The following is a 25,849-nucleotide window of genomic DNA, read 5'->3' as shown; positions in this document are numbered from 1 at the left end:
TTAGCTTCCAGAAATCTTATTTCTTAATAGGTTTGCGCGGACCTTTACGGGTACGTGCGTTAGTTTTGGTGCGTTGTCCACGGACAGGCAAGCTGCGACGATGACGAAGACCGCGGTAGCAGCCTAAATCCATTAAACGTTTAATGTTCATGGAAATTTCGCGACGTAAATCACCTTCGGTCGGAACCTTGGTAATTTCTGCACGAATCGCATCAAGCTGAGCATCATCCAATTCACGGATCTTAGTAGTTGGTGCAATACCAGCAGCAGCTAAGATGTTCTTAGCAGTGTGGCGACCGATACCAAAAATATACGTGAGGGAGATAACAGCATGCTTGTTATCCGGAATGTTTACACCGGCAATACGAGCCATTCACTTTCTCCAAAAAGGCAGTAGAGATAATCAACCGCCCCACAAATATCTTGAGGGGCGGATAATAACCTAATTAGCCTACTGAAATCAACAGGTCTTGATCAGATTAACCTTGACGCTGCTTATGACGAGGTTCAGCGCTACAAATCACGCGGATAACCCCATTACGACGGATAACTTTACAGCTACCACAAATTTTTTTAACAGAAGCTTGTACTTTCATGATGAAACCTCAAGTGCGCTTATCCTTTAGGATGAGCAGTCGTTTTTCTCATTAACGTTTGATTGTCATACTGGTGCGAAGTGAGATGAGCTTGTAGCTGAGCCATAAAGTCCATCACAACAACCACTACGATCAGCAAAGATGTCCCACCCAAATGGAATGGAATACCAAAAGAACTTTGCAGAATCATTGGCATCAAACAGATGACCGTAATATAAATTGCACCAATAAACGTCAAACGATTAAGAATATGATCTAAGTAACGAGCAGTTTGCTCACCTGGGCGAATACCAGGTACATAAGCTCCGCTGCGTTTCAAGTTCTCTGATACTTCTTTAGGACTGAACACAAGTGCAGTATAGAAATAACAGAAAAAGATAATTAACGCACCGAAGAGCACCAAGTACAAAGGTTGTCCAGGCGATAATACCAATGCCAAATCTTGTAGGCTACGCTTTACGATTCCTGCATTTGGATCAGAACTACCCAACCATTGACCTAAACTTGCAGGGAATAGCAATAACGAACTAGCGAAAATTGCTGGGATAACCCCTGCCATATTCAATTTCAATGGCAAATGTGTCTGCTGTGCAGTGAATACGCGACGCCCTTGTTGCTTTTGAGCATAGTTAACCGGTATACGACGTTGAGCCTTTTCAATAAATACAATCGCAGCAAGAACTGCAATTGAGAGTAATCCAAATACAGCCAAACCAATTAAGCTTGATTGACCGTTATCCACCGAAGTGAATGCTTGAATTACAATATTTGGCAAACCAGCAACGATACCTGCAAAAATGATCATAGAGATACCATTACCAACACCGCGTTCGGTAATCTGCTCTCCCAACCACATTAAGAACATGGTGCCTGCAACCAACGAGGTTACGGCAGGAATGTAAAAAGCTAGTCCTGAAGTCAAGGTAATTCCTTGGCTAATGAGACCAGCACACATACCTACACCTTGAACCAATGCAAGTAATAACGTGCCGTAACGCGTATATTGATTAATCTTACGCTTACCCTGCTCGCCTTCTTTCTTTAAAGCTTCCAGCGAAGGAACCACTGTAGACATCAACTGCACGATAATCGAAGCAGAGATATATGGCATGATCCCCAACGCAAGAATTGACATTCGCTCTAATGCTCCGCCAGAGAACATATTAAACAAACCTAAGAAAGTACCTTCATTAGCTTTGAAAAAACGTTCTAAAGCGACATTATCAATACCCGGCAGTGGAATATGTGCCCCTAGTCGAAAGACCAATAATGCGCCAACCAAAAACATTAATCGACGAATAATTTCACGATATTTCACATGAAACGGTTGGCCTTTCATCATGTTGACATGACCTGAAGAACTAGGAGACATAGACACTAGCGATTACTCCTCGACTTTACCGCCAGCAGCTTCTACAGCAGCTTTAGCGCCTTTAGTCACAGCAACACCTTGGATAGTGAATGCACGAGTAATATCACCAGAAAGTACGATACGAGCACGAGTCATATCTTTACGTACAACATTGGCAGCTTTTAAAGTTTCAAGTGAAATGATATCACCTTCAACTTTAGCAAGCTCTGATAAACGTACTTCAGCAGTTTTTAAAGCAAGTTGGCTAGTGAAGCCGAATTTAGGTAAACGACGATATAACGCAGTTTGACCACCTTCGAAACCTGGACGTACGCCACCGCTCTTACGTGATTTTTGACCTTTGACACCACGGCCACCAGTCTTGCCAACGCCAGAACCGATACCACGGCCTAAACGAAGGTTGTCACGTTTAGCACCTTCTGCAGGTGCGATAGTATTTAAACGCAGAGTCATGGCTTATTCCTCTACACTAACCATATAGTAGACTTGGTTGATCATACCGCGGTTAGAAGGCGTATCTTGCACTTCTACAGTATGACCAATACGACGCAGACCTAAACCTTTAAGGCTAAGCTTGTGATTTTTCAAGCGGTGCGCAGAAGATTTAGTCTGGGTAACTTTAATCGTTTTCATGATTGATTACCCTTGAATTTGTTCTACTGAAAGACCACGTTTCGCAGCGACTTTCTCAGGAGAAGTCATGTCACGCAAACCTTTGAATGTTGCGTTTACTACGTTAGCAGCGTTTGTAGAACCATAGCATTTTGTCAATACGTTATGTACGCCAACAGCTTCTAGAACTGCACGCATAGCACCACCAGCAATTACACCAGTACCTTCAGAAGCAGGTTGCATGTAAACGCGGCTTGCACCGTGACGAGCATTAATAGGGTGTTGTACAGTACCGTTAACAAGCTCAACAGTAATCATGTTACGACGAGCAGCTTCAAGTGCTTTAGAAATAGCAGCTGGAACTTCACGTGCTTTACCACGACCAAAACCTACGCGACCATTCCCATCACCCACAACAGTTAATGCTGTGAAAGAGAAGATACGACCACCCTTAACAACTTTGGCTACACGATCAACGGCAACCAGCTTTTCAACAAGACCTTCGTTTTGTTCAACTTTAGCCATGATTAGAACTCCAAGCCGTTTTCACGAGCAGCATCAGCCAAGGCTTTGATACGACCATGATATTTGAAACCAGAACGGTCAAATGCAACTTTAGTAACGCCAGCTGCTTTAGCACGTTCTGCGATTAAAGCACCTACTTTAGTCGCTGCATCAACGTTACCAGTTGTACCAGCACGTAAAGTAGCATCTAAAGTTGAAGCTTGCGCTAAAACTTTGCCACCATCTGCTGAGATAACTTGAGCATAGATGTGACGCGGTGTGCGGTTTACACACAAACGAGTCGCACCCAATGCACGAATGTGCAAGCGTGTGCTTTTCGCACGACGCAAACGGGATTGTTTCTTTTCGTTCATAAGAACCTCGCGCCTTATTTCTTCTTAGCTTCTTTACGAAGTACAACTTCGTCAGAATAACGAACACCTTTACCTTTATAAGGCTCTGGTGGACGGTAACCACGGATATCTGCAGCAACTTGACCTAAAGCTGCTTTATCAGCAGATTTAAGAATAATTTCAGTTGCAGTAGGAGTTTCAGCAGTTACACCTTCTGGAAGGTTGTAATCGATCGGGTGAGAGAAACCAAGGTTAAGGTTAACAACGTTACCTTTAACCGCAGCTTTATAACCAACACCGATAAGTTGTAACTTGCGTTCGAAACCTTCGCTAACACCTTTTACAAGGTTGTTTAACACAGCGCGAGCAGTACCAGCTTGCATCCAAGCGTCTTTCGACTCAGCTTTAGGAGCAATTTGAAGTTGACCTTCTTCCTGTTTTAGCTCGACCAGCGCATGCAGGTTGAAAGACAATGTACCTTTACTGCCTTTCACTTCGACCTGCCGGCCGTTCTGAGTAACTGTTACACCGTTAGGTACAGTTACTGGGGCTTTAGCCACACGAGACATGAGGAATCACCTATTAAGAAACAAAAGCAATAACTTCACCACCGATGCCCGCAGCACGTGCAGCGCGATCAGTCATGATGCCTTTGCTTGTAGAAACAATTGCAATACCTAAACCTTGCTTAACGCTAGGAAGTGCATCTTTACCGCGATACTGACGTAGACCTGGACGGCTTACGCGTTTCACAGTTTCGATAACTGGTTTGCCTTCAAAATATTTTAACGTAATTGTCAAAGTTGGTTTGCCTTCAGCATCTGCAACTTCTACGTTTGAAATATAACCTTCTTGTTGAAGAACGTTTGCAATAGCAACCTTCAACTTAGAATTTGGCATAGAAACAGTTTGTTTCTTTGCCATTTGTGCGTTACGAACACGGGTTAGCATGTCGGCAACGGTATCTTGCATACTCATTTATAGTGCTCCTTACCAGCTTGCCTTAACAACGCCCGGTACATCACCTTGCATTACTGTATCGCGTAATTTGTTACGGCTTAGACCGAACTTACGGAAGTAACCATGAGGACGACCAGTTAAACCACAACGGTTACGAAGACGTACTGGAGATGCATTACGTGGTAATGCCTGTAACTTCATCATCGCATCGAAACGTTCTTCGTCGCTCGCATTTACATTTGCAATCATAGCTTTTAATTCAGCACGTTTTGCAGCAAATTTAGCAACTGTTTTTTCGCGTTTCAATTCGCGATTAATCATACCTTTCTTAGCCATATCGACCTCTTATTTGAACGGGAAGCCAAATGCACGCATAAGCGCACGGCCTTCGTCATCGGTGCGAGCAGTCGTAGTAACGGTAATATCCATACCACGAATACGATCAATCTTATCGAAATCGATTTCAGGGAACATGATTTGTTCCTTCAAACCCATCGAATAGTTACCACGACCATCAAATGATTTCGCAGAAAAACCGCGGAAGTCACGAATACGAGGGATCGCGATAGAGATCAATCGGTCTAAGAATTCGTACATTTGTTCGCCGCGTAAAGTAACTTTACAACCAATCGGCCAACCATCACGGATTTTGAAACCAGCAATTGATTTACGAGCTAGAGTAAGAACTGGTTTTTGACCAGCAATCGCTTGCATATCAGAAAGAGCGCCATCTAACAATTTCTTGTCAGCTGATGCTGCACCAACACCCATGTTAATGGTGATTTTAGTGATGCGAGGAATCTCCATCACATTTTTAACGCCCAATTGCTCTTGTAACTGAGCTTTAAGTACGTCGTTGTAACGTGTTTTAAGTCTGGCCATTGCCTATTTCAACCTATTACTTCGCTACCGCCACTGATTCACCGTTAGATTTGAATACGCGAGTTTTCACGCCTTCAATCGTTTGGTAACCAACACGGTCAGCCTTTTGGGTTGTAGCATTAAAAATTGCCACGTTAGAGATATGAAGCTCAGCTTCTTGAGTTACGATGCCGCCTTCAGCGCCAGTAGCTCGATTCGGCTTTTGATGCTTCTTCACCAAGTTAAGGCCTTCAACCTTAACGCGGTCATTAGAAACTGACAATACAGTACCCTGTTTGCCTTTTTCTTTACCTGCGATCACAATTACTTGATCGCCTTTTTTAATCTTAGCCATGAGTGCCTCTTATAGAACTTCAGGAGCCAATGAAATGATTTTCATGAACTGTTCAGTACGAAGTTCACGAGTCACTGGTCCGAAAATACGAGTTGCAATCGGCGCTTTGTTGTTGTTCAAAATTACAGCAGCGTTATCGTCGAAACGAATTACTGAACCGTCTGGACGACGGATACCAAATTTTGTACGTACAACTACAGCATTCATCACGTCACCTTTTTTAACACGTGCGCGTGGAATAGCTTCTTTTACAGTAACTTTAATAATGTCGCCAACAGAAGCATAACGACGATGTGAACCACCAAGTACTTTAATACATTGTACGCGGCGAGCACCACTGTTGTCTGCTACGTCGAGCATACTTTCGGTTTGAATCATTGCCCTACTCCAAAACCGAGCATCACCGGTCACATTTCGAAAGGCTCAAAGAGTACTCGAAATTGACCAATGATGCAACAAGAACGTCTAATTACTCAGCAGCTGCTTCAATAACTTCCACTAAAGCCCAAGCTTTAGTTTTAGAAATTGGGCGGCTTTCTTTAATGGTCACTACGTCGCCAGTTTTAGCAACATTGTTCTCATCATGAGCGTGTAATTTAGTTGAACGGCGGATTGATTTGCCATACAACGGGTGTTGAACGCGGCGTTCAATAAGCACAACAATAGACTTGTCCATTTTGTCGCTTACGACTTTGCCGGTTAACGTGCGAACTGTTTGTTCACTCATTGTCCGTTCCCCTGTTTTTCGGTAAGGAGTGTCTTAATACGAGCAATAGTCTTACGAGTAAGCGCAACTTCATGCGATTTACCCAATTGACCAGTTGCTTTAGCCATACGAAGACGGAATTGGTTAAGCTGTTGCTCATCAAGCAAAGCTGTCAACTCTTCTACCGATTTTTCACGTAGATCTTTAGTTTTCATTACATTACCGTCCGAGTCACGATAGTGGTTTTAAACGGAAGTTTAGCAGCCGCAAGCGTAAACGCTTCACGTGCCAATTCTTCGCTTACACCTTCCATTTCGTACAAGATCTTACCTGGTTTGATTTGGCAAACCCAGTACTCTACAGAACCTTTACCTTTACCCATACGAACTTCTAATGGTTTTTCAGTAATTGGTTTGTCCGGGAATACACGGATAAAGATCTTACCACCACGTTTTACACGACGGCTGATTGTACGACGCGCAGCTTCAATTTGACGAGCTGTCATTTGACCACGCTCGATAGATTTAAGTGCGATAGAACCGAAAGAAACAGTGCTACCACGATGCGCTAGACCAGTGTTACGGCCCTTTTGAACCTTACGGAACTTAGTACGTTTAGGTTGCAACATGGATTATTCTCCTTTTTCAGCAGAACGATCATTGCGACGACCACGACGCTCTTGACCTTCACCACGACCGCGACCACGTTTAGCTGGACGTTCTTCAGCAGGAGCAGGGTTCATGACTTGTTTCATGCCACCTAAGATCTCGCCACGGAAAATCCAAACTTTAACACCAATCGTACCGTAAGTTGTTTCAGCACGCATAGTAGCGTAGTCGATGTCTGCACGAAGAGTATGCAAAGGTACACGACCTTCACGATACCATTCAGTACGGGCAATCTCAGCACCACCTAAACGGCCAGAAACTTCAACTTTGATACCTTTAGCACCAGCACGCATAGAGTTTTGAACCGCACGCTTCATAGCACGACGGAACATTACACGTTTTTCTAATTGAGAAGCGATAGCTTCAGCAACTAGACGAGCGTCTAAGTCTGGGCGATCGATTTCGTTGATGCTTACTTGCGCAGGAACACCCATAATAGATGTTAATTCGCGTTGTAATTTTTCAATATCTTCGCCTTTTTTACCGATAACGATACCAGGACGAGCAGTGCTAATGGTAATTTTAGCAGCGCCTGTTGGACGTTCGATAAGAATATTGCTGATCATTGCATTCTTAAGTTTTTTGATTAAAAACTCACGAACTTGCAAATCTTTAAGCAAGTATTCAGCGTATTGTTTCGGATTCGCATACCAGTTAGCGTTATGACGTTTCACAACACCTAGGCGGATACCGATTGGATGAACCTTCTGACCCATATCAAACCCCTACCTTAACGGTGATGTGACAAGTACGCTTAGTGATACGATCTGCACGGCCTTTAGCACGTGGCATAATACGTTTAAGGCTGATGCCCTCATCAACGTAAATCGTAGCAACTTTAAGGTCGTCTACATCTAAACTGTTATTATGTTCAGCGTTTGCAATTGCAGATTCCAACGCTTTTTTAACTAAAACTGCAGCTTTTTTGTTGCTGAAGTTCAAGATATTTAAAGCGTGAGCAACAGATTTGCCACGGATTAGATCTGCAACCAAACGAGCTTTTTGTGCCGAGATAGCGGCACCGCGTAATTTAGCAGTAACTTCCATCATCGCACCTTAACGTTTAGATTTCTTGTCAACACCGTGACCACGATAGGTACGAGTTGGCGCGAATTCACCGAGTTTATGACCAACCATGTGTTCAGATACAATCACTGGAACATGGTTACGACCATTATGAACAGAAATTGTTAAACCAACAAAATCTGGGAGAATCATCGAACGACGCGACCAAGTTTTGATCGGCTTGCGGTTATTAGCCGCGATAGCCGCTTCAACCTTAGCGAACAAGTGCGCATCGACGAATGGGCCTTTTTTCAGAGAACGAGGCATTGTCAGATTCCTTTACTTGTTACTTAACGCGACGGTCGCGAATAATCATCTTAGTCGTACGCTTATTGGTACGTGTCTTGTACCCTTTAGCTTTTTGACCCCATGGGCTTACAGGTTGAATACCTTTGTTACGCCCTTCACCACCACCATGTGGATGGTCAACCGGGTTCATCGCCATACCACGAACGGTAGGACGAACACCACGCCAGCGTGATGCACCAGCTTTACCTAGTGAACGAAGGTTGCTTTCTGAGTTAGAAACTTCACCCAAAACAGCACGGCATTCAACGTGAATTTTACGCATTTCACCAGAACGTAAACGAACGATAGCGTAAGAACCGTCACGACCCAACAACTGAACAGAAGTACCAGCTGAACGAGCTAATTGCGCGCCTTTACCGATTTTAAGTTCGATGTTGTGAAGAGTAGAACCGATAGGCATGTTACGAAGTGGTAAGCAGTTACCTGGACGAATTGGAGCATCGTTACCAGATTGTACTTTATCACCAGCACGCAAACCTTTAGGCGCAATGATGTAACGACGTTCACCGTCAGCATATTTCAATAAAGCAATATGAGCTGTACGGTTAGGATCGTATTCAATACGTTCAACTACAGCTGGAATGCCGTCTTTGTTACGTTTGAAGTCGACAAGACGGTAGTGTTGTTTATGACCACCACCAACGTGACGAGTTGTAATGTGACCGTTATTATTACGACCACCAGTACGTTTTTTAGCTTCAACCAACGGAGCATAAGGTGCGCCTTTGTGAAGATGGTCGTGAACGACTTTCTCTACAAAGCGACGTCCTGGTGACGTTGGCTTACATTTTTGAATAGGCATAATTCTCGTCCTTATTCCGCTGCGCTTTCAGCGGTATCGCCCAAGTCAGCCATTTCAACATCTTGGCCAGCTTTCAGGGTGACGTATGCTTTTTTAACATCAGAACGACGTCCTAATGTTTTACCAAAGCGTTTAGTCTTACCTTTAGTGATCGTAGTGTTAACTTTAACAACTTGAACACCAAAGAGTTGTTCCACTGCTTTTTTGATTTCAAGTTTATTTGCATCAAGTGCAACTTTAAAAACTTGAACACCAGCAGCTTCACCTAAAACTTGTGCTTTTTCTGAGAATACAGGTCCTTGTAGGACTTGATAGATACGTTCGTTGTTCATCCGAGTTCTACCTCAATTTTCTTAGCAGCAGCTACAGACATAACAACTTTGTCGAACGCGATCAAGCTAACAGGATCAATTGCAGCAGCATCAACCACATCAACGTGTGGAATGTTACGTGCAGCAAGATACAAGTTCTCATCAACAGCATCAGTAACGATTAATGCACGAGTAGCATTCAAGTCGTTAAGTTTTGCAAGCAATTCTTTAGTTTTTGGAGCTGCAACAGCAAACTCTTCAACTAAAATCAAGCGATCTTGACGAACAAGTTCAGCTAGGATGCATTGCATAGCACCGCGGTACATTTTACGGTTAACTTTTTGAGACCAATCTTGTGGACGAGCGGCAAAAGTTTTACCACCACCAACCCAGATCGGGCTACGAATAGAACCAGCACGCGCACGGCCAGTACCTTTTTGACGGAATGGTTTTTTACCACCGCCAGATACATCAGCACGTGATTTCTGAGCTTTCGAACCTTGACGACCACCAGCTAAGTAAGCTGTAACAACTTGGTGTACAAGAGCTTCGTTAAATTCACGACCGAAAGCAACTTCAGATAATTCAACAGCAGAGCCGGAAACAGTATTTAAATTCACAATATTTCCCCTCAGGCCTTGATCGTAGGACGAACGATAACGTCGCCACCAGTAGCACCAGGAATCGCGCCTTTAACAACAAGAACTGAACGTTCAGTGTCGATAGAAACGATTTCAAGACCCTGTACAGTTACGCGTTCAGCACCTAAATGGCCAGCCATTTTTTTGCCTTTGAACACGCGACCAGGAGTCTGGTTTTGACCAGTAGAACCTAGAACACGGTGAGAAAGTGAGTTACCGTGAGTTGCGTCTTGCGTACGGAAATTCCAACGCTTAACACCACCTTGGAAACCTTTACCTTTAGATTGACCAGTTACGTCAACAACTTGACCAACCGAGAACAATTCAACAGTAAGAGAACCACCAACTTCACGACCTTCAAGATCAGCTTCTGTAGCACGGAATTCTTGAACTAGACGACCAGCAGCAACACCCGCTTTAGCGAAGTGACCTTTCTGAGCGTTAGTTACGCGAGATTCGCGACGTTCACCAGTAGTGATTTGAATCGCTTGATAACCATCAGTTTCAAGCGTTTTGATTTGAGTGATGCGGTTAGGATCAACCTCAATCACTGTTACAGGCACAGAAACACCAGCATCTGTAAAGATACGAGTCATACCGCACTTGCGACCGACTAAACCAATAGCCATGTGCATAAACCTCTAAAAAAGCGGCCTAATTAACTTAGAGCGTTAATTAACCGAAAGCCTTAACCCAAAGCGATCTGAACATCAACACCAGCTGCAAGATCTAACTTCATCAATGCATCAACAGTTTTATCTGTAGGTTGAACGATGTCGATCAAACGTTTGTAAGTGCGGATCTCGTATTGGTCACGCGCATCTTTGTTAACGTGTGGTGATGTTAAAACGTTAAAACGTTCGATGCGAGTAGGCATCGGGATTGGACCACAAACTTGTGCGCCAGTACGTTTTGCTGTTTCTACGATCTCTTGAGCTGATTGATCAATTAGACGGTGATCAAAAGACTTAAGACGGATACGAATTCTCTGGTTAGACATACCAGTTAACTCCAAGCCAAATATATAAAGAATCACCCTTGACGCATCTCACCCCACTTTAATGTGGGCAAGTGTCAAGAGCAGTGAATTATCACTAAGGTCATGATCGATGCCACGACTGTCACGATGTTAACTACTTTATTCGTAGTCAACCCCCTTTCATCAAAGGGTCGCTCATTATAGCTATTGTTTAACGCTTAAGCAAATCTCTTTTCAACTTTTTACTGTTTTTTTCCGTTTATCAATTTAACCTTTTGTTTAAAAATAAGTCAGCAGGTTGTTTTTTGTAGAACGTACTCGATTGCTTGGTTTAGTATTTGATTTCCTTTAATAAAGTCATTTTTAGACATACTTTTTAACTGACGTTCTGTTTGTACATATTTACCGGAAAAACTCTCTAGCTCCTGATCATTTTCTAAAAAAAGTTGCAGTACCTCTGGAGTAATTTCAGGATGAAATTGAAATCCCAGAACATTTTTTCCAATTTGATACATTTGATTGCGACAAATATCATTTTCAGCCAGATGAATCGCCCCTCTCGGAATTTCAAACGTTTCACTATGCCATTGCATGACTTTAAATTGTTCCGGCAACACAAAGCACTCGTCAGGCACATGCTGAACCCTACGTACCTCGGTCAACCCTAATTCTTGCTGTTCATTGCGTCTGACCGCTGCCCCCAAAGCATTGGCAATCAACTGCCCCCCTAGACACAACCCAATGGCTGGCTTTCCCATTGACAAGTAACGTCTGATCCAGCGTTTTTCCACCTTTAACCAGGGATAATTAGCTTCATCATTCACACTCATTGCCCCACCCATGATGATGAGTAAATCAACATCTTCTACTTGTGGTAAAGCTTCTATATCCAGCGGTCGATCCACGGGTAAAGCAAAAAATTCCGTTGCACTAATTTTAGCTTGGTGCTGTTTTAAAAATTGATAACAACTGCCGAACCCTTCACCAGCAATATGCTGAAAATAATGTACTTTCAAATGCGACTTCATGCGCCTCCGCCTATTGTTCTAGCACTGCTATAGGTTTAGCAAGAATGAAGCCAACTTTATGTTCGTATTAACGTTTCTATACATTTCGGCATTTATATAGCCTAATTGCTGCGTTTCTCTTAAGCTAAGAGCAATTTTGATACAACTTAGAGCTGCATCTTGAAAAAAAATCCTCAAACCGCCCTGATTCATGCACCACGAAAAGCCCCCCAATATATTTCTACTGTTCAACCTCCCTTGTTTCGTGCATCGACCATTATTTTCAATAACACCGATGCACTGTTTAATCGCCATTGGAGCGATGACTATGACTATAGTTATGGCACGCATGGCACGCCTACCACCTTTACTTTAGGCGATAACATTGCGCAGATCGAAGGTGGACAATATTGCCTGCTCGCGCCAAGCGGTTTATCGGCAATTAACCTGGTGAATTCCTGTTTCTTAAGTCAGGACGATGAAGTCTGGGTTGCAGATAACATCTATGGACCAAATATGGAACACCTACGTAACCTGGAAACGCGTTATGGCATTACAGTAAAAGTCTATAATTCAATTGATGCGACGACTTTCCAGCCTACCGATAAAGCCAAACTGATCTGGTTAGAAGCAGCAGGTTCCGTCACGTTGGAATTTCCCGATTTAACCGGGCTGGTGAAAAAAGCCAAAGCGCACAATATTCTGACCGCTCTGGACAATACCTGGGGTGCAGGGTTGGCTTTTAATGCCTTTGATTTTGGCGATGAGCATTTGGCAGTGGATATGACTGTGCACGCGCTGACCAAATACCCAAGCGGTGGCGGTGACATCTTGATGGGTTCTGTGGTGACCCGTAACAAAAAACTGCATCACCAGTTATTCCGCATGCATGCCATTCAGGGCATTAGCGTATCAGGTGATGATGTGGCACAGGTACAGCGCAGTCTGGCATCCATGCAACTGCGTTATCAGCATCAATCCCAAAGTGCTCTAACCTTATTGGCCTGGTTAAAACAGCAAGCTGAATTTGTACAGGTGTTACATCCTGCCGATGCTGAATCCGCAGGACATCAACATTGGAAAGAAATTTGCAAGCAAGAACACAGTGCCGGTCTGGTTAGCGTGATTTTTAAAGCTGAATATAGTTTAGAAGATATTCGAAGATTCTGCGATGCACTGGAACTGTTTAAGCTGGGCTTTAGCTGGGGTGGGCCGGTCAGTCTGGTCATGCTATATAACTTAAAAGACATGCGTGTGCTGGAACATTCACACTTAAAAGACGGCTTGCTGGTTCGTTTCTGTATCGGACTGGAACATCCGGAAGATTTAGTTCAAGATATTCAGCATGCACTAGAACAAATGAAAAAACTTAAAAATGAATAATAAATAACAGGAAAAGCTATGGGTACACCAATCGTTATTGCAAAGAAAACTGCCGATCCCACACAAGACATTGTTTTACATTCACAGTTTGCCAACCGTCATGGTTTGATTGCCGGAGCGACTGGAACCGGGAAAACCGTGACCTTAAAGGTATTGGCAGAAAGTTTTTCCCGTATCGGTGTACCTGTTTTTCTCGCCGATGCCAAAGGTGATGTTTCCAGCCTAGCCAAAGCAGGCGAAAGCAACCCGAAATTTGATGCACGTATCAAAAGCTTAAATATTGAATCAATTCCCTTTGCCGCATCTCCCGTGGTGTTTTGGGATTTGTTCGGCGAGCAGGGTCACCCGATTCGCACCACAGTTTCTGAAATTGGACCGCTATTACTGGCGCAAATGCTGAATCTGAATGATACCCAGGAAGGTGTGCTTTCCGCATTGTTCCGTATTGCCGATGATCAGGGTTTATTGCTGATTGACTTCAAAGACTTAAAGTCGATGCTGACTTATGTCAGTGAACATGCAGCCGAATTTAAAGCGGAATATGGCAATCTTTCACCGGCAAGTTTAGGCGCCATTCAACGTACTTTACTGGCATTGGCCGATCAGGGCGGTGACAAATTCTTTGGTGAACCTGCATTAGACATCATGGATTTTATCCAGACCGATAGCCAGGGACATGGCAACATCAATTTACTGGCTGCAGATCAACTGATGAACACACCCAAACTGTACGCCACTTTCCTGCTGTGGATGTTGTCTGAACTATTTGAACAGCTGCCTGAAGTCGGTGATATGGATAAACCGAAACTGGTGTTCTTCTTTGATGAAGCGCATTTACTGTTTGATAATGCCAGTGCTGCACTCCAAGAGAAAATTGAACAGGTGGTGCGCCTGATTCGTTCCAAAGGTGTCGGCATTTACTTTGTCACGCAAAATCCGCTGGATTTACCGGAAAGCGTATTGGGCCAACTCGGCAACCGGGTGCAGCATGCCCTTCGCGCCTTTACTCCCAAAGATCAAAAAGCAGTCAAAACTGCAGCAGATACTTTCCGTGCCAATCCTGAATTTAAAGTCGATCAGGCGATTACCGAACTGGGCGTCGGTGAAGCGCTGATTAGTTGTCTGGATGAACAAGGCACGCCACAAATGGTCGAGCGTGGCTGGGTCATGCCACCCCACTCTTCCTTTAGCCCGATTACTCCTGAAGAACGCAAAGTTCTGATCAGCAGCAGTGTGATTGCAGGCATTTATGAACAGAACCTGGATCGTGAAAGTGCCTTTGAAATGTTGCAACAGAAAGTTGAGCAGCGTCAGCAACAGGCTATGACTGATGAGCAAGCCAAACTACAGGCTAAACAACAAGAAACCTTAGCCAAGCAACAAGCCAAAGAAGCAGAAACTTATGCCAAGCAGCAAGCCCGTGAGCAAGAGCGCTTGGCACGCGAGCAACAAAAAGAGGCTGAACGCGCAGCAAAACAATGTGAAAAATTCACTCAGGATATTGTGGGAAATTTCGCCAAAAGTGCTGCACGCAGTCTGGGTGGCAGTACAGGACAAAAGATTGTTCGCGGTTTACTGGGTTCGCTGTTTGGTAAGCGATAATTTAATAATCTGATTAACAATGAACAAATTATGGGATATTCTTATATTCCATAATTTTTTTATGGTTTTATCATGTAACCCTATTGTCAAAGCAGTTTATAAAATGTATTTTAAATACATCTTATAACTCAGATAGAACTTACAACATGACTCCACAACACATCGAACTCGTAAAATCAACTGTTCCTGTACTACGTGAAAACGGCGTTGCACTGACTAGTTATTTCTATAACCGCATGTTGACCAACAATCCAGATCTTAAAAATGTTTTTAACCTGGATCATCAAAGTACTGGCCGTCAGCCACGTGCTCTTGCTGCAGCAGTATTGGCTTATGCAGAACATATTGAAAATCCGGGCGTACTGGCGAAAGCGATTGAACACATCACCACTAAACATGTCAGCCTGGATATTCAGCCAGAACAATATGCCATTGTAGGTGATAACTTACTGAACTCGATTAGTGAAGTTTTAAATGTGCCGATGGATTCTGATCTGATTGCGGCCTGGAAAGAAGCTTATATGCAATTGGCAGGCATTCTAGCTGGGGTGGAAAAACAAAAATATGAAAGTTTGGCTGCACAAAATGGCGGTTGGGCTGGATGGCGTGCCTTTGAAATTGCTGCAGTTGAAGCAACTGACAGCGGCAAACGCTTTACTTTAAAAGCACAAGATGGCCAGCCTGTTGTGGGTGCTGAAACAGGTAGCTATATTTCAGTTAAAGTTCAAGTGCCTGGACATAATATTCAACAGCCGCAACAATTTACTTTTGCTGAGACCCAATCAGCAGATCAATTTGTTTTTGATGTAAAACCTGAAGTCAATCATACAGAATATTCTGTTGCCAACATTTTGCTTGAAAATTACAAAGCTGGTGATGTGGTTCAGGTTTCTGCACCGGTTAAAGGCTAAGCACTTAATAAGTAATTAATTTTGTATTATTGAAAGTTCCTTTCGGGGGACTTTCAAGTTACTCTATCTATCTTTCTCCACCCTTTAAAGACTTCATGCAACTTAATAAATTTACTGATTATGCCCTGCGAGTTTTAATGTATATTTCCCAGCCTAGGGATATGCCTTATACCATCGCGGAAATTGCTCAGGATCTGCATGTTTCTCAAAATCATTTAGTGAAAATTGTGCACTTTATGGGCAAACAGGATTGGCTGATTACGACCCGCGGCAAAGGTGGCGGCATCCGGCTCAACCCGCAGGCGCTTGAACTGAACCTCGGTCAGATCGTACGCATCCTGCAAGGTGAAAACCAGATTGTAGAATGTAATACTCCACCCTGCGTACTGCGCAGTCAGTGTGGACTAAAGGGTATTCTAGATCAGGCTTTGGAGCAGTTTTATCTTAGTTTGGACCAATATACGCTGGGACAAGTGTTAAATACTGCACCCGCTGCAAAGTACACGACCCACTCTCCTATTCAGATGATCAATCTTTAATTCCCTGTCTTTCGCTTGCAAAGTTCGCTTGCCTGAACGACTTCCTTTATAATGTGTGCTTGTAGATCATTTATTGAAGTTGAGTTATGCATCACAGCAGAGGAAAATCCAAAAACAGTAAGACAGCCAATGCGCCTAAGCAAAAGATCAGCTATGAGAAAAAAGTTGATCCTGCCATTACTGAGTACTCTGTTCGCGCGTTGAACTGGTTGCGTAAAGCCGAATTTTTAATGAGTGCACCGAAGCTAAGCCTGTGTGTTGAAGACACTGGCTATGAAGTGGCATTTGCTGGACGCTCAAACGCCGGGAAATCTAGCGCCATTAATGCCTTAACTAACCAAAAGCAGTTGGCACGTGCCTCTAAAAAACCCGGTCGTACCCAAATGATCAACTTCTTTAGCCTCGGTAATCCAGACCAGCGTCTGGTCGATTTACCAGGTTATGGTTATGCCGCTGTACCGGAATCCATGAAAATTGTGTGGCAAAAAGAGCTGGAAAACTATCTGATTCATCGTCAGAGTTTGCAAGGTCTGGTGCTGCTGATGGATATCCGCCATCCGCTGCAACATTTTGATGTGATGATGCTGGAATGGGCTTATTCACGTAAATTGTTCGTACATGTATTGCTGACCAAATCAGACAAACTGAATCGTGGGCCGGCATCAAAAGCCTTACAGGAAGTAAAAGCGGCATTGAAAAAGATGAAGCTTGATTTCTCCATTCAATTGTTCTCCTCACTGAACAAGCAAGGTCTGGAAGAATTGGCCAGCGTGATGGGTGGCCGATTGAACTTTACCCTAGAGCAATCCGCACAATTTGATCTGGACAGCATTCCTGAAGCCACTGCCGATGAACTTAATGATCTGGATGAACCTCTCGAATCTTTAGAAGTATTAGAGGATGAGTGTGAAACCGAAATTGCCGAAGATGCAACCGATGAGAGTCGACAAGCCGATTGATCGGTTCTGATTGAGATCGATTGTCCGACAAAGATCATCATCAATTGATATTTCCATGTCCTGTATTGCTAATCACAATGCAGGACATTTTTTTCATACTGATCTTTAGCAAACCTGCGGCATTGCATGGCAAAACAATAAGGACTGTATGATGAAACTTCTCTCCCGTTTAAAAAGCTCCAGACTCGGCTCATCCATTGCCTATCATATTCATCCGCGTAAAGTAAAATTCGAGTGGCAAGACACTCCGATTGACTGGATTCCCAATCAGCCTTATGTCAGCTATTTCATTAATGAAATTAATATGATTTTGCCTGCGGGCGAATTCTGGTTCTGTCGTTTATATAACAAGGTTTTGCCGAAAATTCAGGATGAAAAACTGAAACAGGATGTACAAGCCTTTGTCCGTCAGGAAGCCATGCATGCACAGGCACACAACTCGGCCAATAAAGAATATTTAACCGTACGCAACATTGATATCCAGCGTAATCTGGATGTAATGAATTTCCTGTTCACCAAATTACTTGCCGATCAGCCTTTAGGTTTAAAAGTTCCTCAATTGCTTGAACATCAATGGGACCTGTTCCGACTTGGGATTATCGCCACCGTGGAACACATGACCTGCGTGCTGGGGAAATATGCGCTGTACAACCAGGAGTGGGAAAAACTGGGCGCTGATCCGGCTATGCTGGATCTGATTAAATGGCACGGCGCAGAAGAAATTGAACATCGCACGGTTGCCTTTGATTTGTACCGTCATTTAGGTGGCGGCTATATTGCCCGTTATTATTTAAGCGTGATTGTCATTGTGGCGGTGATTGGTTTATGGGTCGATGGGACTGCTCATCTGCTCAAGCAGGATCCACGTTTTCAGTCTATCCGCCCTGCGGTATACAAACCATGGATCTGGCGTGAATGGTATGCCATTGCCCAGCGTGACAACAATTTAATGCCAAGTCCATTTTGGCTGGTTTCACAACAACTGGGTTATTTGATGCCGTGGTACGATCCACTGCACGAAGCCAAAACTGAAGATGCCATTGCTTACCTGAACCGCTCCCCTGCTGCCAAACGTGCAGCCAAACTCAAAGTGGTCTAGTCATTTATCTAGCCATTCTTTGGCACTTAAATGCCAATATACAATTTCCACACAGTAGGGCTTTATGCCCTATTTTTGATTTGTTTTAAGATAAAAGCAGATGTAAACAACTACAAGGAAACTGCATGCGAGCACGGATTTCAGTCATTACTCTGGGCGTGCGTGACCTGGAAGCATCTTTGCATTTTTATCGTAAAGGTTTGGGCTTCGCCAGTGAAGGAATCACGGGGCAGGAATTTGAATATGGCGCTGTGGCCTTTATTGAACTGCAATCAGGTCTGAAACTGGCGTTATGGCCGCAAAGCAGCATTCAGCATGATACCGGGCTGGAGTCCAGCCCGATGTGTCCGACGCAAATGATCTTGGGACATAATGTCTATAGCTCACTGGAAGTCGATCAGGTCATGGCTCAGGCAGCACATGCCGGCGCCAGAATCATTAAACCCGCACAGGCCACCTTTTACGGCGGCTATGTGGGTTATTTTCAAGACCCCGACGGTCATGTCTGGGAAATTGTGTTTAATCCCAGCTGGGAAACGGATTAGGACACTTCCGGTTCACGGCTATAACGATCCACCACCACACTAATCATCATATCTCCCTGAACATTGACCACGGTACGGACAGTATCCAGCAAACGGTCAATCGGCAGCAAGATTGCAATCGCTTCCGCCGGCAGACCGACTGATTGCAAGACCATAATCATGGTCACCATACCTGCACTTGGAATTCCTGGCGCACCCAAAGAAGCAATCATGGCGGTTGCACAGACAATCAGTTGCTGACCGATACTTAAATCCAGCCCCATCAGGTTGGCAATAAACAAAGCCGCGGCAGCTTCATACAACGCCGTACCATCCATGTTGAGCTGAGTGCCCAAAGGAATCACAAAGCCTGCGGTTTGTGGACGTACCTTTAAATTTTCCTGCGCGCATTTCATCGACAAGGGCATGGTGGCCGAACTGGAACTGGTCGCAAATGCGGTAATCAGCGCAGCGCGTGTACCTTTAAAGAACGTGATCGGACTCATCTTGCCAAAGATCCACAACAGCAAAGGCAATACCACTGCACCATGAAAAATGGTAGTTCCGGTTACCACAGCGGCGAACTCCGCCAGACGGCTTAATACGGAAATGTCTTCGGTTGAAATCAGTTTTGCCAGCAAGGCAAAAATGCCTAGCGGTGCCAGTTTCATCACCCAGCTGATCATCATCATCATGATGTCAAAAAATTGCAGGCTTAATTTACGCACACTGCGGAAATTCTCCCCGCCTTTGACCAGCGCAACCCCGATAAACAAGGCAAATACCACCACGGCCAGCACATTGCCTTCGGCAAAGGCCTTAAACGGATTGATCAGAGTATTTTGAATAAAGTTGGTAAAGAAGGAAGATGGCGTTAAGGTATCAGGTGTTTGGTGACTGTTCATGGCATCCTGAAACATCACAATATCTACGCCCTGACCCACATTAAACAGATGCGCACAGCTTAAGCCCAAAATCAGCGCCAAAGTGGTGGTGGTGACACAGCACAGCAGGGTAATTTTCCAGACCCGGCCCAGTTGCCCGCCTGCCTGCAAGTTCGAAACGCCGACTACGATTGAACTGAAAATCAGTGGAATAAGCAGCATTTTCAATAAACCAATAAAAATACTGCTGGCCAGACCCAAACCATAAAGACTGACAGAAAAAAACTGAGTATTGGGAAACAGATTTAACAGAAATCCAAATGCCACCCCTAAAATCGCAGCAATCAATATTTGTGTATTTAAGCTCATCACGACATGCTTTTTATCATTAAGTCCTGTCAGGCACTATGCCATGCCGTATTTTTAGAATCGAGGATTTTTTTGTCACAAGCTCAGCATAAATAAATCAAAACAGGCGGTTCATTTTATCTGAATCATCACCACTTGGATAAACGAATGGCATAAAATCTGCTTTTAATTCAGTGATTCAATCTAATAATTAAAAGAGTACAACGATGAAAAAAATCATGCTAATTATTACTCTGCTGTGCAGTGCGCATGCAGCCTTTGCCCATCCAAGTCATGGCTGCCATAAAGATGTCTCCGAGGACATTCCGCGTTGCCACTAAACCACAAGGATTAATAAAATCATAAAAAAACCGGACAGCAAGTCCGGTTTTTTACAACATTTCAACTTATTGGGTTTCAATTTCACGCAAGCGAATCAGACCTTCCTGAGTGGTGCTACACACCAGCTCACCATTTTGCCACATGCGGCCAAAATTCAGTCCGCGAGAACTGGCACTGATGGTGGCATCCATGTCATACAGCATCCATTCATCGACACGAAATGGCTTATGGAAATACATGGCATGGTCAATGCTGGCGCATTGCAGACTTGGGGAAATATAACTTAAACCATGTGGACGCAAAGCTGTGGTCATTAAGGTGAAGTCTGAATAGAACGCAGCGATGGCCTGATGTAGTGAAATTTTATCAACCTTTTGCGCAATCTGGCCATGGGTTCGAATGTAATGCGCATAAGAAGGTGCTTCAGGCTGAGGCTGGAAAGGATTGACAGGCATCACCGGGCGAATTTCCACATGACGGTCACGCATAAAACTGGCGCGTACATTTTCCGGCACGAATTCGACCAGCTGGGTTTTTAATTCTGCTTCATTTTTTAATTCTTCAACCGCAGGATATTCCGGTTCTGAAATCTGGTAATTCAGGCCTTCTTCCGGACTGGCAAATGATACCATCGCGGTAAAAATCGTCCGTCCATGCTGAATGGCACGTACCTGACGACTAACAAAGCTCTTGCCGTCCCGCAGACGGTCCACTTTATAAATAATCGGTGCGTTGACATCTCCGCCATATAAAAAGTAGGCATGCAATGAATGCGCAGGACGATCTGCCGTATAGGATGCTGCCCGTAATGCCTGCCCCAATACCTGCCCACCAAAGACACGCTTGCCCACCAGATTACGGCTTTGACCTCGATAAATGTTTTCTTCAATCTTTTCAAGGCTCAGTAATTCAACCAGTTCTTGGGTTAAAGGATTCATAAGCGACCTATTTTTAATATGGGATACCTAAAATGTAGGCGAAAAATTTCAATCAATCAGCTAAGCTATAAACGCTATTCTGCCACAAATCCCGACTAAAGCCCTAAAGATAGACTGACTGGCCTGTCACGCAATTTGAGCTGAATAGCCGCTAAAAATACGATTTTTAACGATAAAATTTAACACTCAATATGCATTTTGTCAGAAAATGACATATTGTTTTAAATTACAATGATGCAAAACTATTCCCCCTCAGAAAATCTGTGGTTTCGGTCATTTAAGTAGGAGTATGTATGTCCAAGAGTGGCTTTGGTCAAATCTATCGTCAGCTTTCCAGTAAGCTGCTTGACCTGGTGGTAACCCCACATGTTCTTGGTGAGGTTCCTACTGAACCGGCAACGACAGAATTAAATTCCCAGACAGAGCAGCCCGTCCAGCAAAAAGTGGTGTGCTATGTCTTACAAAATTACTCGCGTAGCAATGCCTTGATTGTCGATGGTGAAACCCGCCGTCTAAAATTGCCACCGGCATTAAATCCGCTGGTGGTGGGCGATCACAAGGAAAAAGCATCAGTGCTGTTTTTGCAGCATCATAATGAAAATAACCTGCTCAATCCTCCGCCCCACGCCTTTCCACCGCGATTATTACGCCTGATCGACATTCTGGAACATCACCCTCAAGTTGATATTGAACTGATTCCGGTCACTGTACTATGGGGACGTTCACCAGACAAAGAAGATTCCTGGTTCAAACTCTTATTTACCGATACATGGGCAACGCCAGGTACTGTTAAACAATTGGTGAATATTGGTCTGCATGGCCGTCAGTCCTATCTGGAATTCCATCAGGGCCAGTCTTTGCGCCAACTGGTTGAATTTGCCAAACAGCGGCATCCGAACCTGTCGCCAGCGACTTATATTCTCAATAAATTAAATAACTATTTAGATGGTCAGCGTGAAGTTGTACTTGGCCCGGATCTTTCAGATCGCCGTAACGTGATGCATTCCCTGATCAAATCCAGCGATGTTCAGGATGCCATCCGCCGTGAAAGCATTCGTGGCAAAATCAGCATGATTGAAGCTGAACGTCGTGCCATTAGCTATTTAAACGAGATTGTCTCTGACTATTCACATTCAGCCGTACGTTTTGCCGATATGGCGCTGACCCGTTTATGGACCCAGCTCTATGACGGCGTAGAGGTGCATAACTTCAGTACCGTGCGTGAACTGGCCAAAGATTACGAAATTATCTACACGCCTTGTCACCGCAGTCACATTGACTATTTATTACTGTCTTATGTCATTTATAAACGTGGCATGATGGTGCCGTACATTGCTGCAGGTGATAACCTGAATATGCCTTTTGTGGGTCAATTATTGCGTGGTGGTGGTGCGTTCTTTATTCGCCGTACCTTCCGCGGTAATGGCTTGTACACCACTGTATTTAAGGAATATCTTTTTAATATTCTTTCCCGTAATACCCCACTGGAATACTTTATTGAAGGTGGCCGTTCACGTACCGGCCGTTTGCTGCCGGCAAAAACCGGCATGCTCGCCATGACGGTGCATGGACATTTACGTGGTCGTTCTAAACCGATCGTGTTTGTACCGACATATATTGGCTATGAACGCCTGATGGAAGGTGCCACCTATGTCGGTGAAATGAATGGTAAAGATAAAGAATCTGAATCCATCATGGGTATTCTGAAAACCCTGCGCAAAATCGAACGTATTTTCGGCCAGGTGCATGTAAACTTTGGTGAGCCGGTTTTTCTGGATGATATGCTTAAACAGCATGCTGCGGACAATATTAAAATTGCCAAAAATGATGATCCGATTCCGCCAGAAGTATCAGATGCAGTCAACAGTGCTGCCCATGCCATTCTGGAAAATATTAACCGTGCTGTGGTCATTAACCCGGTATCGCTGCTTTCACTAATTCTGTTGGCTACCCCTAAACATACGCTGGATGAAGAGATCTGCATCAAGCAGCTGGATGCTTACCGCAAACTAGTGACTGCCTTGCCTTATGATACGCGTACTCAGGTGACGCCGCTTTCAGGCAAAGAAATCATTGCCTATGGCTTAAAACTGAAGCTGATTAAACGCGTTAAACACGTGTTAGGCGACATTATTGCGATTGAAGATAACCAGGCGGTATTGCTGACATACTTCCGCAATAATATTTTGCATGCTTTTGTTTTACCTTCGCTAATTGCAGCCTTGGTGGAACATAACGGTTTAATCCGCCGTGGTGATTTGATTAATGTCATTCGTACCCTTTATCCATTTTTAAAAGCTGAATTGTTCTTAAAATGGAAAGATGAAGAGCTGAAAGATCAAATTTGTGCGTATGTTGAAGCCTTGATTCAAGCCAAATTGATTTTTGAAGATATTGAAGGCAATCTGGTTTCTCCAGCACCAAACTCGGAAGATCATAACCAGCTGGTGGTGCTTGCCGCTCCGGTGATGCAAAGTCTGGAACGTTATTACATGACCCTCGCTTTAATCACCCAGCGTGGTTCGGGCAACATTTCGACCCGTCAGGTGGAAGAACTCAGTCATTTGGTTGGTCAGCGCCTGTCTGTACTGTATGAATTCAACTCTCCAGAATTCTTTGATAAAGCCTTATTCCAAAGCTTTATTAAAGTGCTGACCCAACAGGGCTATATTCGTAACAATGAAGATAACGCCATTGTGTTTGATGAGAACTTCCAGAACGTTGCTCAATACGCCAATCTGGTATTAGATGATGTGACTTTGCAAATGCTACAGCACATTACCACCTTTAGTGATGAAGAATTGAAGGAAGCTCTGGATGCAGTCGCTGCCCAGCAGGCGAAACGTCGTTTAAAACGGAAGAAGAAATAATCTTCCTTCTCCGTTCCCTCTCCTTCTAGGAGAGGGCTAGGGAGAGGTCTGTTAAATACTCTCCTAAGCTAGAGATAAAGCACTGCTTTAGATCTAGCGCAAGTGAGGGTTAGGGAGTGATTGATTACTTTTAAAAAAATTTAACCAATAAAATCAATAATATTTATCGCTAATAGTATTACTTTTACTTTATTCCTATAGTCTATTTTTCTAATCTTTAGGATGAATAATGAAATATTTATTAATAGCTCTTACATTATCTTTATCAATCCCTACATTTGCTGGAAGCTGTGACTACAGCTGGCAATCAGCAAAAGATGGATCTTCTTGTGGCGACCGTGCAGCTGACCGCCGTCCTGGTGGCAGATAATTTTTTGAAATAATCACCCCTTCTCTTGCGCCATATATGGCTCAGGGAGAAGGTGGGGATGAGGGTGAGTTAAAGTTCAATATTTGATTATTTAAAAAAATCACCTCTCCCTAACCCTCTCCTAAAAGGAGAGGGAACTTCAATATCTCATTTAGATTAATAACTTTTTATAATCCCTAAAACAATCCTGATGTTCTAACTGAAATCCAGTTTCCAGCATCCGCTTTGCAAAAATCCGTTTTCCAGATTCCTTCTGGCTTTCCACAACCAGTTCAGGCAAATCCAATTGCCGTTGAAACCACTGAATCACTTCATGCAAAGGTACAGGCTGATTATTGGTAACGATATAAGAAGGTTGAGTATGTTCCACGTGAATCAATTGCGCCAGGAACCGAGCCAGATCATCAATATGAATCCGGTTAGACCAGTGAATTTGCGGATAGCGTTGAGTCATTTCAGCCAGCTTGATCATCCTCGCCACAGACGTGCCATAAATTCCTGTAGGACGAATGACTATGCAGCGCTCAGCGAATGCCTGTTGGTAGAGCTGCTCCATCTGCCAGAGTAACTGCCCCTGCTCATCCACCGAATGAAGAGTAGACGCATCATCAATATGCTCACCTGAATTTTCACCATAAACACGGGTTGAGGACACTACGACAATTTTTTGCACTGGATGCTGCTTTAAAGCACGGACAATTGGAGCAACCGAATCGACATAAGTCTGTTGATAGCCTTCAACAGTACTTTGTGAGGGCGACAATAAAACATAGACCCAATCTATGGGCGGGAGATGAGTTAAATCCAGCTGATGCACATCTTGAATCAGATGAGTCGCATAGTGATCAGTTTTCGGACTTTGGCTGATTGTGGTAATTTGGTGCCCTTGCTGAAATAATTGTTTAGCAACCCGGGTAGATGTTTTACCATAACCGATAAATAATATATGCATTAAGCACCTGATGATTTAACTCAAGTT

The 25,849-nt window shown here is 43.8% G+C and carries 35 protein-coding genes and 1 pseudogene; 8 read left to right on the top strand and 28 right to left on the bottom strand.

From position 1 onward, the window contains the following. Positions 1 to 16: 16 nt before the first annotated feature. The 25 genes and pseudogenes from rpsM to B4C48_RS07535 all read right to left on the bottom strand — a co-directional run bounded on the left by rpsM (position 17) and on the right by B4C48_RS07535 (position 12,122). Positions 17 to 373, bottom strand: coding sequence for a 30S ribosomal protein S13 (rpsM, locus tag B4C48_RS07655; RefSeq protein ID WP_086174447.1), 357 nt, complete (start codon positions 371 to 373; stop codon positions 17 to 19). Between the two features lie 106 nt (positions 374 to 479). Next, a complete protein-coding gene (gene rpmJ / locus B4C48_RS07650) occupies positions 480 to 596 on the bottom strand; it encodes a 50S ribosomal protein L36 (RefSeq protein WP_000867907.1) in 117 nt (38 codons plus the stop codon). Positions 597 to 615: 19 nt separating this feature from the next. Then, the gene (gene secY / locus B4C48_RS07645; RefSeq protein ID WP_291355261.1) at positions 616 to 1,935 is read right to left on the bottom strand and encodes a preprotein translocase subunit SecY; all 1,320 of its coding nucleotides are present in this window, start codon (positions 1,933 to 1,935) and stop codon (positions 616 to 618) included. Between the two features lie 45 nt (positions 1,936 to 1,980). Further along, entirely contained in the window at positions 1,981 to 2,421 is a 441-nt protein-coding gene (gene rplO / locus B4C48_RS07640; protein ID WP_291355143.1) for a 50S ribosomal protein L15, read from the bottom strand. Between the two features lie 3 nt (positions 2,422 to 2,424). Then, entirely contained in the window at positions 2,425 to 2,601 is a 177-nt protein-coding gene (gene rpmD / locus B4C48_RS07635) for a 50S ribosomal protein L30 (RefSeq protein WP_067762901.1), read from the bottom strand. A 6-nt stretch (positions 2,602 to 2,607) separates the two neighbouring features. Then, entirely contained in the window at positions 2,608 to 3,105 is a 498-nt protein-coding gene (rpsE, locus tag B4C48_RS07630) for a 30S ribosomal protein S5 (protein WP_086195763.1), read from the bottom strand. A gap of 2 nt (positions 3,106 to 3,107) precedes the next feature. Then, the gene (rplR, locus tag B4C48_RS07625) at positions 3,108 to 3,458 is read right to left on the bottom strand and encodes a 50S ribosomal protein L18 (RefSeq protein ID WP_053579516.1); all 351 of its coding nucleotides are present in this window, start codon (positions 3,456 to 3,458) and stop codon (positions 3,108 to 3,110) included. A gap of 14 nt (positions 3,459 to 3,472) precedes the next feature. Then, the gene (gene rplF, locus B4C48_RS07620; protein WP_086195765.1) at positions 3,473 to 4,006 is read right to left on the bottom strand and encodes a 50S ribosomal protein L6; all 534 of its coding nucleotides are present in this window, start codon (positions 4,004 to 4,006) and stop codon (positions 3,473 to 3,475) included. A gap of 13 nt (positions 4,007 to 4,019) precedes the next feature. Continuing rightward, positions 4,020 to 4,415: a 30S ribosomal protein S8 gene (gene rpsH, locus B4C48_RS07615; RefSeq protein WP_086174451.1), complete on the bottom strand. Its 396-nt coding sequence runs from the start codon at positions 4,413 to 4,415 to the stop codon at positions 4,020 to 4,022. Positions 4,416 to 4,427: 12 nt separating this feature from the next. Then, on the bottom strand, positions 4,428 to 4,733 hold the full coding sequence (rpsN, locus tag B4C48_RS07610; protein ID WP_291355134.1) for a 30S ribosomal protein S14: 306 nt from the start codon (positions 4,731 to 4,733) through the stop codon (positions 4,428 to 4,430). Between the two features lie 9 nt (positions 4,734 to 4,742). Further along, positions 4,743 to 5,279, bottom strand: a complete 537-nt coding sequence (rplE, locus tag B4C48_RS07605; protein WP_086174453.1) for a 50S ribosomal protein L5 — start codon at positions 5,277 to 5,279, stop codon at positions 4,743 to 4,745. A gap of 16 nt (positions 5,280 to 5,295) precedes the next feature. Continuing rightward, the gene (rplX, locus tag B4C48_RS07600; protein ID WP_291355131.1) at positions 5,296 to 5,613 is read right to left on the bottom strand and encodes a 50S ribosomal protein L24; all 318 of its coding nucleotides are present in this window, start codon (positions 5,611 to 5,613) and stop codon (positions 5,296 to 5,298) included. 9 nt (positions 5,614 to 5,622) lie between these two features. After that, on the bottom strand, positions 5,623 to 5,991 hold the full coding sequence (gene rplN, locus B4C48_RS07595) for a 50S ribosomal protein L14 (protein WP_004657680.1): 369 nt from the start codon (positions 5,989 to 5,991) through the stop codon (positions 5,623 to 5,625). 91 nt (positions 5,992 to 6,082) lie between these two features. Further along, positions 6,083 to 6,340 carry a 30S ribosomal protein S17 gene (gene rpsQ, locus B4C48_RS07590; protein ID WP_004650481.1) on the bottom strand — a complete coding sequence of 86 codons (258 nt, stop codon included), beginning with the start codon at positions 6,338 to 6,340 and terminating at the stop codon, positions 6,083 to 6,085. Further along, positions 6,337 to 6,534, bottom strand: coding sequence for a 50S ribosomal protein L29 (gene rpmC, locus B4C48_RS07585; RefSeq protein ID WP_004650482.1), 198 nt, complete (start codon positions 6,532 to 6,534; stop codon positions 6,337 to 6,339). The genes rpsQ and rpmC overlap by 4 nt, the downstream gene beginning before the upstream one ends. Beyond that, the gene (rplP, locus tag B4C48_RS07580; RefSeq protein WP_291355128.1) at positions 6,534 to 6,947 is read right to left on the bottom strand and encodes a 50S ribosomal protein L16; all 414 of its coding nucleotides are present in this window, start codon (positions 6,945 to 6,947) and stop codon (positions 6,534 to 6,536) included. Before rplP ends, rpmC begins: the two co-directional genes overlap by 1 nt. Then, positions 6,887 to 7,703, bottom strand: a pseudogene (gene rpsC / locus B4C48_RS07575) (30S ribosomal protein S3). Before rpsC ends, rplP begins: the two are co-directional and overlap by 61 nt. 1 nt (position 7,704) lies before the next feature. Next, positions 7,705 to 8,034 (bottom strand): 50S ribosomal protein L22, encoded by a 330-nt coding sequence (rplV, locus tag B4C48_RS07570; protein ID WP_291355126.1) that lies wholly within the window; start codon positions 8,032 to 8,034, stop codon positions 7,705 to 7,707. A gap of 9 nt (positions 8,035 to 8,043) precedes the next feature. After that, on the bottom strand, positions 8,044 to 8,319 hold the full coding sequence (rpsS, locus tag B4C48_RS07565) for a 30S ribosomal protein S19 (protein ID WP_004281508.1): 276 nt from the start codon (positions 8,317 to 8,319) through the stop codon (positions 8,044 to 8,046). A gap of 19 nt (positions 8,320 to 8,338) precedes the next feature. Beyond that, entirely contained in the window at positions 8,339 to 9,163 is an 825-nt protein-coding gene (gene rplB, locus B4C48_RS07560) for a 50S ribosomal protein L2 (RefSeq protein ID WP_291355119.1), read from the bottom strand. 11 nt (positions 9,164 to 9,174) lie between these two features. Beyond that, entirely contained in the window at positions 9,175 to 9,495 is a 321-nt protein-coding gene (gene rplW, locus B4C48_RS07555) for a 50S ribosomal protein L23 (RefSeq protein ID WP_086174459.1), read from the bottom strand. Further along, positions 9,492 to 10,094 (bottom strand): 50S ribosomal protein L4, encoded by a 603-nt coding sequence (gene rplD, locus B4C48_RS07550; protein WP_291355116.1) that lies wholly within the window; start codon positions 10,092 to 10,094, stop codon positions 9,492 to 9,494. The genes rplW and rplD overlap by 4 nt, the downstream gene beginning before the upstream one ends. Positions 10,095 to 10,105: 11 nt before the next feature. Continuing rightward, on the bottom strand, positions 10,106 to 10,744 hold the full coding sequence (gene rplC / locus B4C48_RS07545) for a 50S ribosomal protein L3 (protein WP_291355114.1): 639 nt from the start codon (positions 10,742 to 10,744) through the stop codon (positions 10,106 to 10,108). Positions 10,745 to 10,803: 59 nt separating this feature from the next. Then, positions 10,804 to 11,115, bottom strand: coding sequence for a 30S ribosomal protein S10 (rpsJ, locus tag B4C48_RS07540; protein WP_000070912.1), 312 nt, complete (start codon positions 11,113 to 11,115; stop codon positions 10,804 to 10,806). 269 nt (positions 11,116 to 11,384) lie between these two features. Next, positions 11,385 to 12,122 carry a type 1 glutamine amidotransferase gene (locus B4C48_RS07535; protein ID WP_291355112.1) on the bottom strand — a complete coding sequence of 246 codons (738 nt, stop codon included), beginning with the start codon at positions 12,120 to 12,122 and terminating at the stop codon, positions 11,385 to 11,387. A gap of 159 nt (positions 12,123 to 12,281) precedes the next feature. Here B4C48_RS07535 and B4C48_RS07530 point away from each other — a divergent pair, with 159 nt between their 5' ends. From B4C48_RS07530 to B4C48_RS07500, 7 genes are all read left to right on the top strand, one after another. Further along, entirely contained in the window at positions 12,282 to 13,484 is a 1,203-nt protein-coding gene (locus B4C48_RS07530) for a PLP-dependent transferase (protein WP_291355110.1), read from the top strand. A gap of 18 nt (positions 13,485 to 13,502) precedes the next feature. After that, on the top strand, positions 13,503 to 15,086 hold the full coding sequence (locus B4C48_RS07525; protein ID WP_291355108.1) for a helicase HerA-like domain-containing protein: 1,584 nt from the start codon (positions 13,503 to 13,505) through the stop codon (positions 15,084 to 15,086). A gap of 146 nt (positions 15,087 to 15,232) precedes the next feature. Then, positions 15,233 to 15,997 carry a globin domain-containing protein gene (locus B4C48_RS07520; protein ID WP_291355106.1) on the top strand — a complete coding sequence of 255 codons (765 nt, stop codon included), beginning with the start codon at positions 15,233 to 15,235 and terminating at the stop codon, positions 15,995 to 15,997. Between the two features lie 95 nt (positions 15,998 to 16,092). Further along, positions 16,093 to 16,536: an RrF2 family transcriptional regulator gene (locus B4C48_RS07515; RefSeq protein ID WP_291355104.1), complete on the top strand. Its 444-nt coding sequence runs from the start codon at positions 16,093 to 16,095 to the stop codon at positions 16,534 to 16,536. Positions 16,537 to 16,622: 86 nt separating this feature from the next. Next, positions 16,623 to 17,495 (top strand): ribosome biogenesis GTP-binding protein YihA/YsxC, encoded by an 873-nt coding sequence (gene yihA, locus B4C48_RS07510; RefSeq protein ID WP_291355102.1) that lies wholly within the window; start codon positions 16,623 to 16,625, stop codon positions 17,493 to 17,495. 151 nt (positions 17,496 to 17,646) lie between these two features. Further along, positions 17,647 to 18,594 carry a metal-dependent hydrolase gene (locus B4C48_RS07505; protein WP_291355100.1) on the top strand — a complete coding sequence of 316 codons (948 nt, stop codon included), beginning with the start codon at positions 17,647 to 17,649 and terminating at the stop codon, positions 18,592 to 18,594. A gap of 125 nt (positions 18,595 to 18,719) precedes the next feature. Next, positions 18,720 to 19,139: a VOC family protein gene (locus B4C48_RS07500; RefSeq protein WP_291355098.1), complete on the top strand. Its 420-nt coding sequence runs from the start codon at positions 18,720 to 18,722 to the stop codon at positions 19,137 to 19,139. On the opposite strand, the gene B4C48_RS07495 is transcribed toward B4C48_RS07500, so the two are convergent. Both B4C48_RS07495 and B4C48_RS07490 read right to left on the bottom strand, forming a co-directional pair. Next, entirely contained in the window at positions 19,136 to 20,371 is a 1,236-nt protein-coding gene (locus B4C48_RS07495; RefSeq protein ID WP_291355096.1) for a dicarboxylate/amino acid:cation symporter, read from the bottom strand. The genes B4C48_RS07500 and B4C48_RS07495 overlap by 4 nt on opposite strands. A 386-nt stretch (positions 20,372 to 20,757) precedes the next feature. After that, on the bottom strand, positions 20,758 to 21,630 hold the full coding sequence (locus B4C48_RS07490) for an acyl-CoA thioesterase (RefSeq protein ID WP_291355094.1): 873 nt from the start codon (positions 21,628 to 21,630) through the stop codon (positions 20,758 to 20,760). A 293-nt stretch (positions 21,631 to 21,923) separates the two neighbouring features. Between B4C48_RS07490 and plsB the strand changes: the two genes are divergently transcribed. Continuing rightward, the gene (gene plsB / locus B4C48_RS07485) at positions 21,924 to 24,500 is read left to right on the top strand and encodes a glycerol-3-phosphate 1-O-acyltransferase PlsB (protein ID WP_291355093.1); all 2,577 of its coding nucleotides are present in this window, start codon (positions 21,924 to 21,926) and stop codon (positions 24,498 to 24,500) included. Between the two features lie 521 nt (positions 24,501 to 25,021). On the opposite strand, the gene B4C48_RS07480 is transcribed toward plsB, so the two are convergent. After that, positions 25,022 to 25,822: an NAD-dependent epimerase/dehydratase family protein gene (locus tag B4C48_RS07480; protein WP_291355091.1), complete on the bottom strand. Its 801-nt coding sequence runs from the start codon at positions 25,820 to 25,822 to the stop codon at positions 25,022 to 25,024. Positions 25,823 to 25,849: the final 27 nt, after the last annotated feature.

The sequence above is a fragment of the Acinetobacter sp. UBA3106 genome (genome assembly GCA_002365595.1).
GTDB lineage: Bacteria > Pseudomonadota > Gammaproteobacteria > Pseudomonadales > Moraxellaceae > Acinetobacter.
This window is presented reverse-complemented; position numbering and strand designations above follow the sequence as displayed.

Coding starts and splice junctions, on each gene's coding strand:
- plsB (WP_291355093.1), top strand. CDS start 21,924: ATGTCCAAGAGTGGCTTTGGTCAAATCTATCGTCAGCTTTCCAGTAAG.
- rplC (WP_291355114.1), bottom strand. CDS start 10,744: ATGGCTATTGGTTTAGTCGGTCGCAAGTGCGGTATGACTCGTATCTTT.
- B4C48_RS07520 (WP_291355106.1), top strand. CDS start 15,233: ATGACTCCACAACACATCGAACTCGTAAAATCAACTGTTCCTGTACTA.
- B4C48_RS07525 (WP_291355108.1), top strand. CDS start 13,503: ATGGGTACACCAATCGTTATTGCAAAGAAAACTGCCGATCCCACACAA.
- B4C48_RS07535 (WP_291355112.1), bottom strand. CDS start 12,122: ATGAAGTCGCATTTGAAAGTACATTATTTTCAGCATATTGCTGGTGAA.
- rplB (WP_291355119.1), bottom strand. CDS start 9,163: ATGCCTATTCAAAAATGTAAGCCAACGTCACCAGGACGTCGCTTTGTA.
- rplF (WP_086195765.1), bottom strand. CDS start 4,006: ATGTCTCGTGTGGCTAAAGCCCCAGTAACTGTACCTAACGGTGTAACA.
- rplX (WP_291355131.1), bottom strand. CDS start 5,613: ATGGCTAAGATTAAAAAAGGCGATCAAGTAATTGTGATCGCAGGTAAA.
- rpsM (WP_086174447.1), bottom strand. CDS start 373: ATGGCTCGTATTGCCGGTGTAAACATTCCGGATAACAAGCATGCTGTT.
- rplE (WP_086174453.1), bottom strand. CDS start 5,279: ATGGCCAGACTTAAAACACGTTACAACGACGTACTTAAAGCTCAGTTA.
- rplW (WP_086174459.1), bottom strand. CDS start 9,495: ATGAACAACGAACGTATCTATCAAGTCCTACAAGGACCTGTATTCTCA.
- rplP (WP_291355128.1), bottom strand. CDS start 6,947: ATGTTGCAACCTAAACGTACTAAGTTCCGTAAGGTTCAAAAGGGCCGT.
- rplV (WP_291355126.1), bottom strand. CDS start 8,034: ATGGAAGTTACTGCTAAATTACGCGGTGCCGCTATCTCGGCACAAAAA.
- yihA (WP_291355102.1), top strand. CDS start 16,623: ATGCATCACAGCAGAGGAAAATCCAAAAACAGTAAGACAGCCAATGCG.
- rplN (WP_004657680.1), bottom strand. CDS start 5,991: ATGATTCAAACCGAAAGTATGCTCGACGTAGCAGACAACAGTGGTGCT.
- rplO (WP_291355143.1), bottom strand. CDS start 2,421: ATGACTCTGCGTTTAAATACTATCGCACCTGCAGAAGGTGCTAAACGT.
- rpmJ (WP_000867907.1), bottom strand. CDS start 596: ATGAAAGTACAAGCTTCTGTTAAAAAAATTTGTGGTAGCTGTAAAGTT.
- rpsN (WP_291355134.1), bottom strand. CDS start 4,733: ATGGCTAAGAAAGGTATGATTAATCGCGAATTGAAACGCGAAAAAACA.
- B4C48_RS07490 (WP_291355094.1), bottom strand. CDS start 21,630: ATGAATCCTTTAACCCAAGAACTGGTTGAATTACTGAGCCTTGAAAAG.
- secY (WP_291355261.1), bottom strand. CDS start 1,935: ATGAAAGGCCAACCGTTTCATGTGAAATATCGTGAAATTATTCGTCGA.
- rpmD (WP_067762901.1), bottom strand. CDS start 2,601: ATGAAAACGATTAAAGTTACCCAGACTAAATCTTCTGCGCACCGCTTG.
- rpmC (WP_004650482.1), bottom strand. CDS start 6,534: ATGAAAACTAAAGATCTACGTGAAAAATCGGTAGAAGAGTTGACAGCT.
- rplR (WP_053579516.1), bottom strand. CDS start 3,458: ATGAACGAAAAGAAACAATCCCGTTTGCGTCGTGCGAAAAGCACACGC.
- rpsJ (WP_000070912.1), bottom strand. CDS start 11,115: ATGTCTAACCAGAGAATTCGTATCCGTCTTAAGTCTTTTGATCACCGT.
- B4C48_RS07480 (WP_291355091.1), bottom strand. CDS start 25,822: ATGCATATATTATTTATCGGTTATGGTAAAACATCTACCCGGGTTGCT.
- B4C48_RS07515 (WP_291355104.1), top strand. CDS start 16,093: ATGCAACTTAATAAATTTACTGATTATGCCCTGCGAGTTTTAATGTAT.
- rpsQ (WP_004650481.1), bottom strand. CDS start 6,340: ATGAGTGAACAAACAGTTCGCACGTTAACCGGCAAAGTCGTAAGCGAC.
- rpsE (WP_086195763.1), bottom strand. CDS start 3,105: ATGGCTAAAGTTGAACAAAACGAAGGTCTTGTTGAAAAGCTGGTTGCC.
- B4C48_RS07500 (WP_291355098.1), top strand. CDS start 18,720: ATGCGAGCACGGATTTCAGTCATTACTCTGGGCGTGCGTGACCTGGAA.
- B4C48_RS07505 (WP_291355100.1), top strand. CDS start 17,647: ATGAAACTTCTCTCCCGTTTAAAAAGCTCCAGACTCGGCTCATCCATT.
- rpsH (WP_086174451.1), bottom strand. CDS start 4,415: ATGAGTATGCAAGATACCGTTGCCGACATGCTAACCCGTGTTCGTAAC.
- rpsS (WP_004281508.1), bottom strand. CDS start 8,319: ATGCCTCGTTCTCTGAAAAAAGGCCCATTCGTCGATGCGCACTTGTTC.
- B4C48_RS07495 (WP_291355096.1), bottom strand. CDS start 20,371: ATGAGCTTAAATACACAAATATTGATTGCTGCGATTTTAGGGGTGGCA.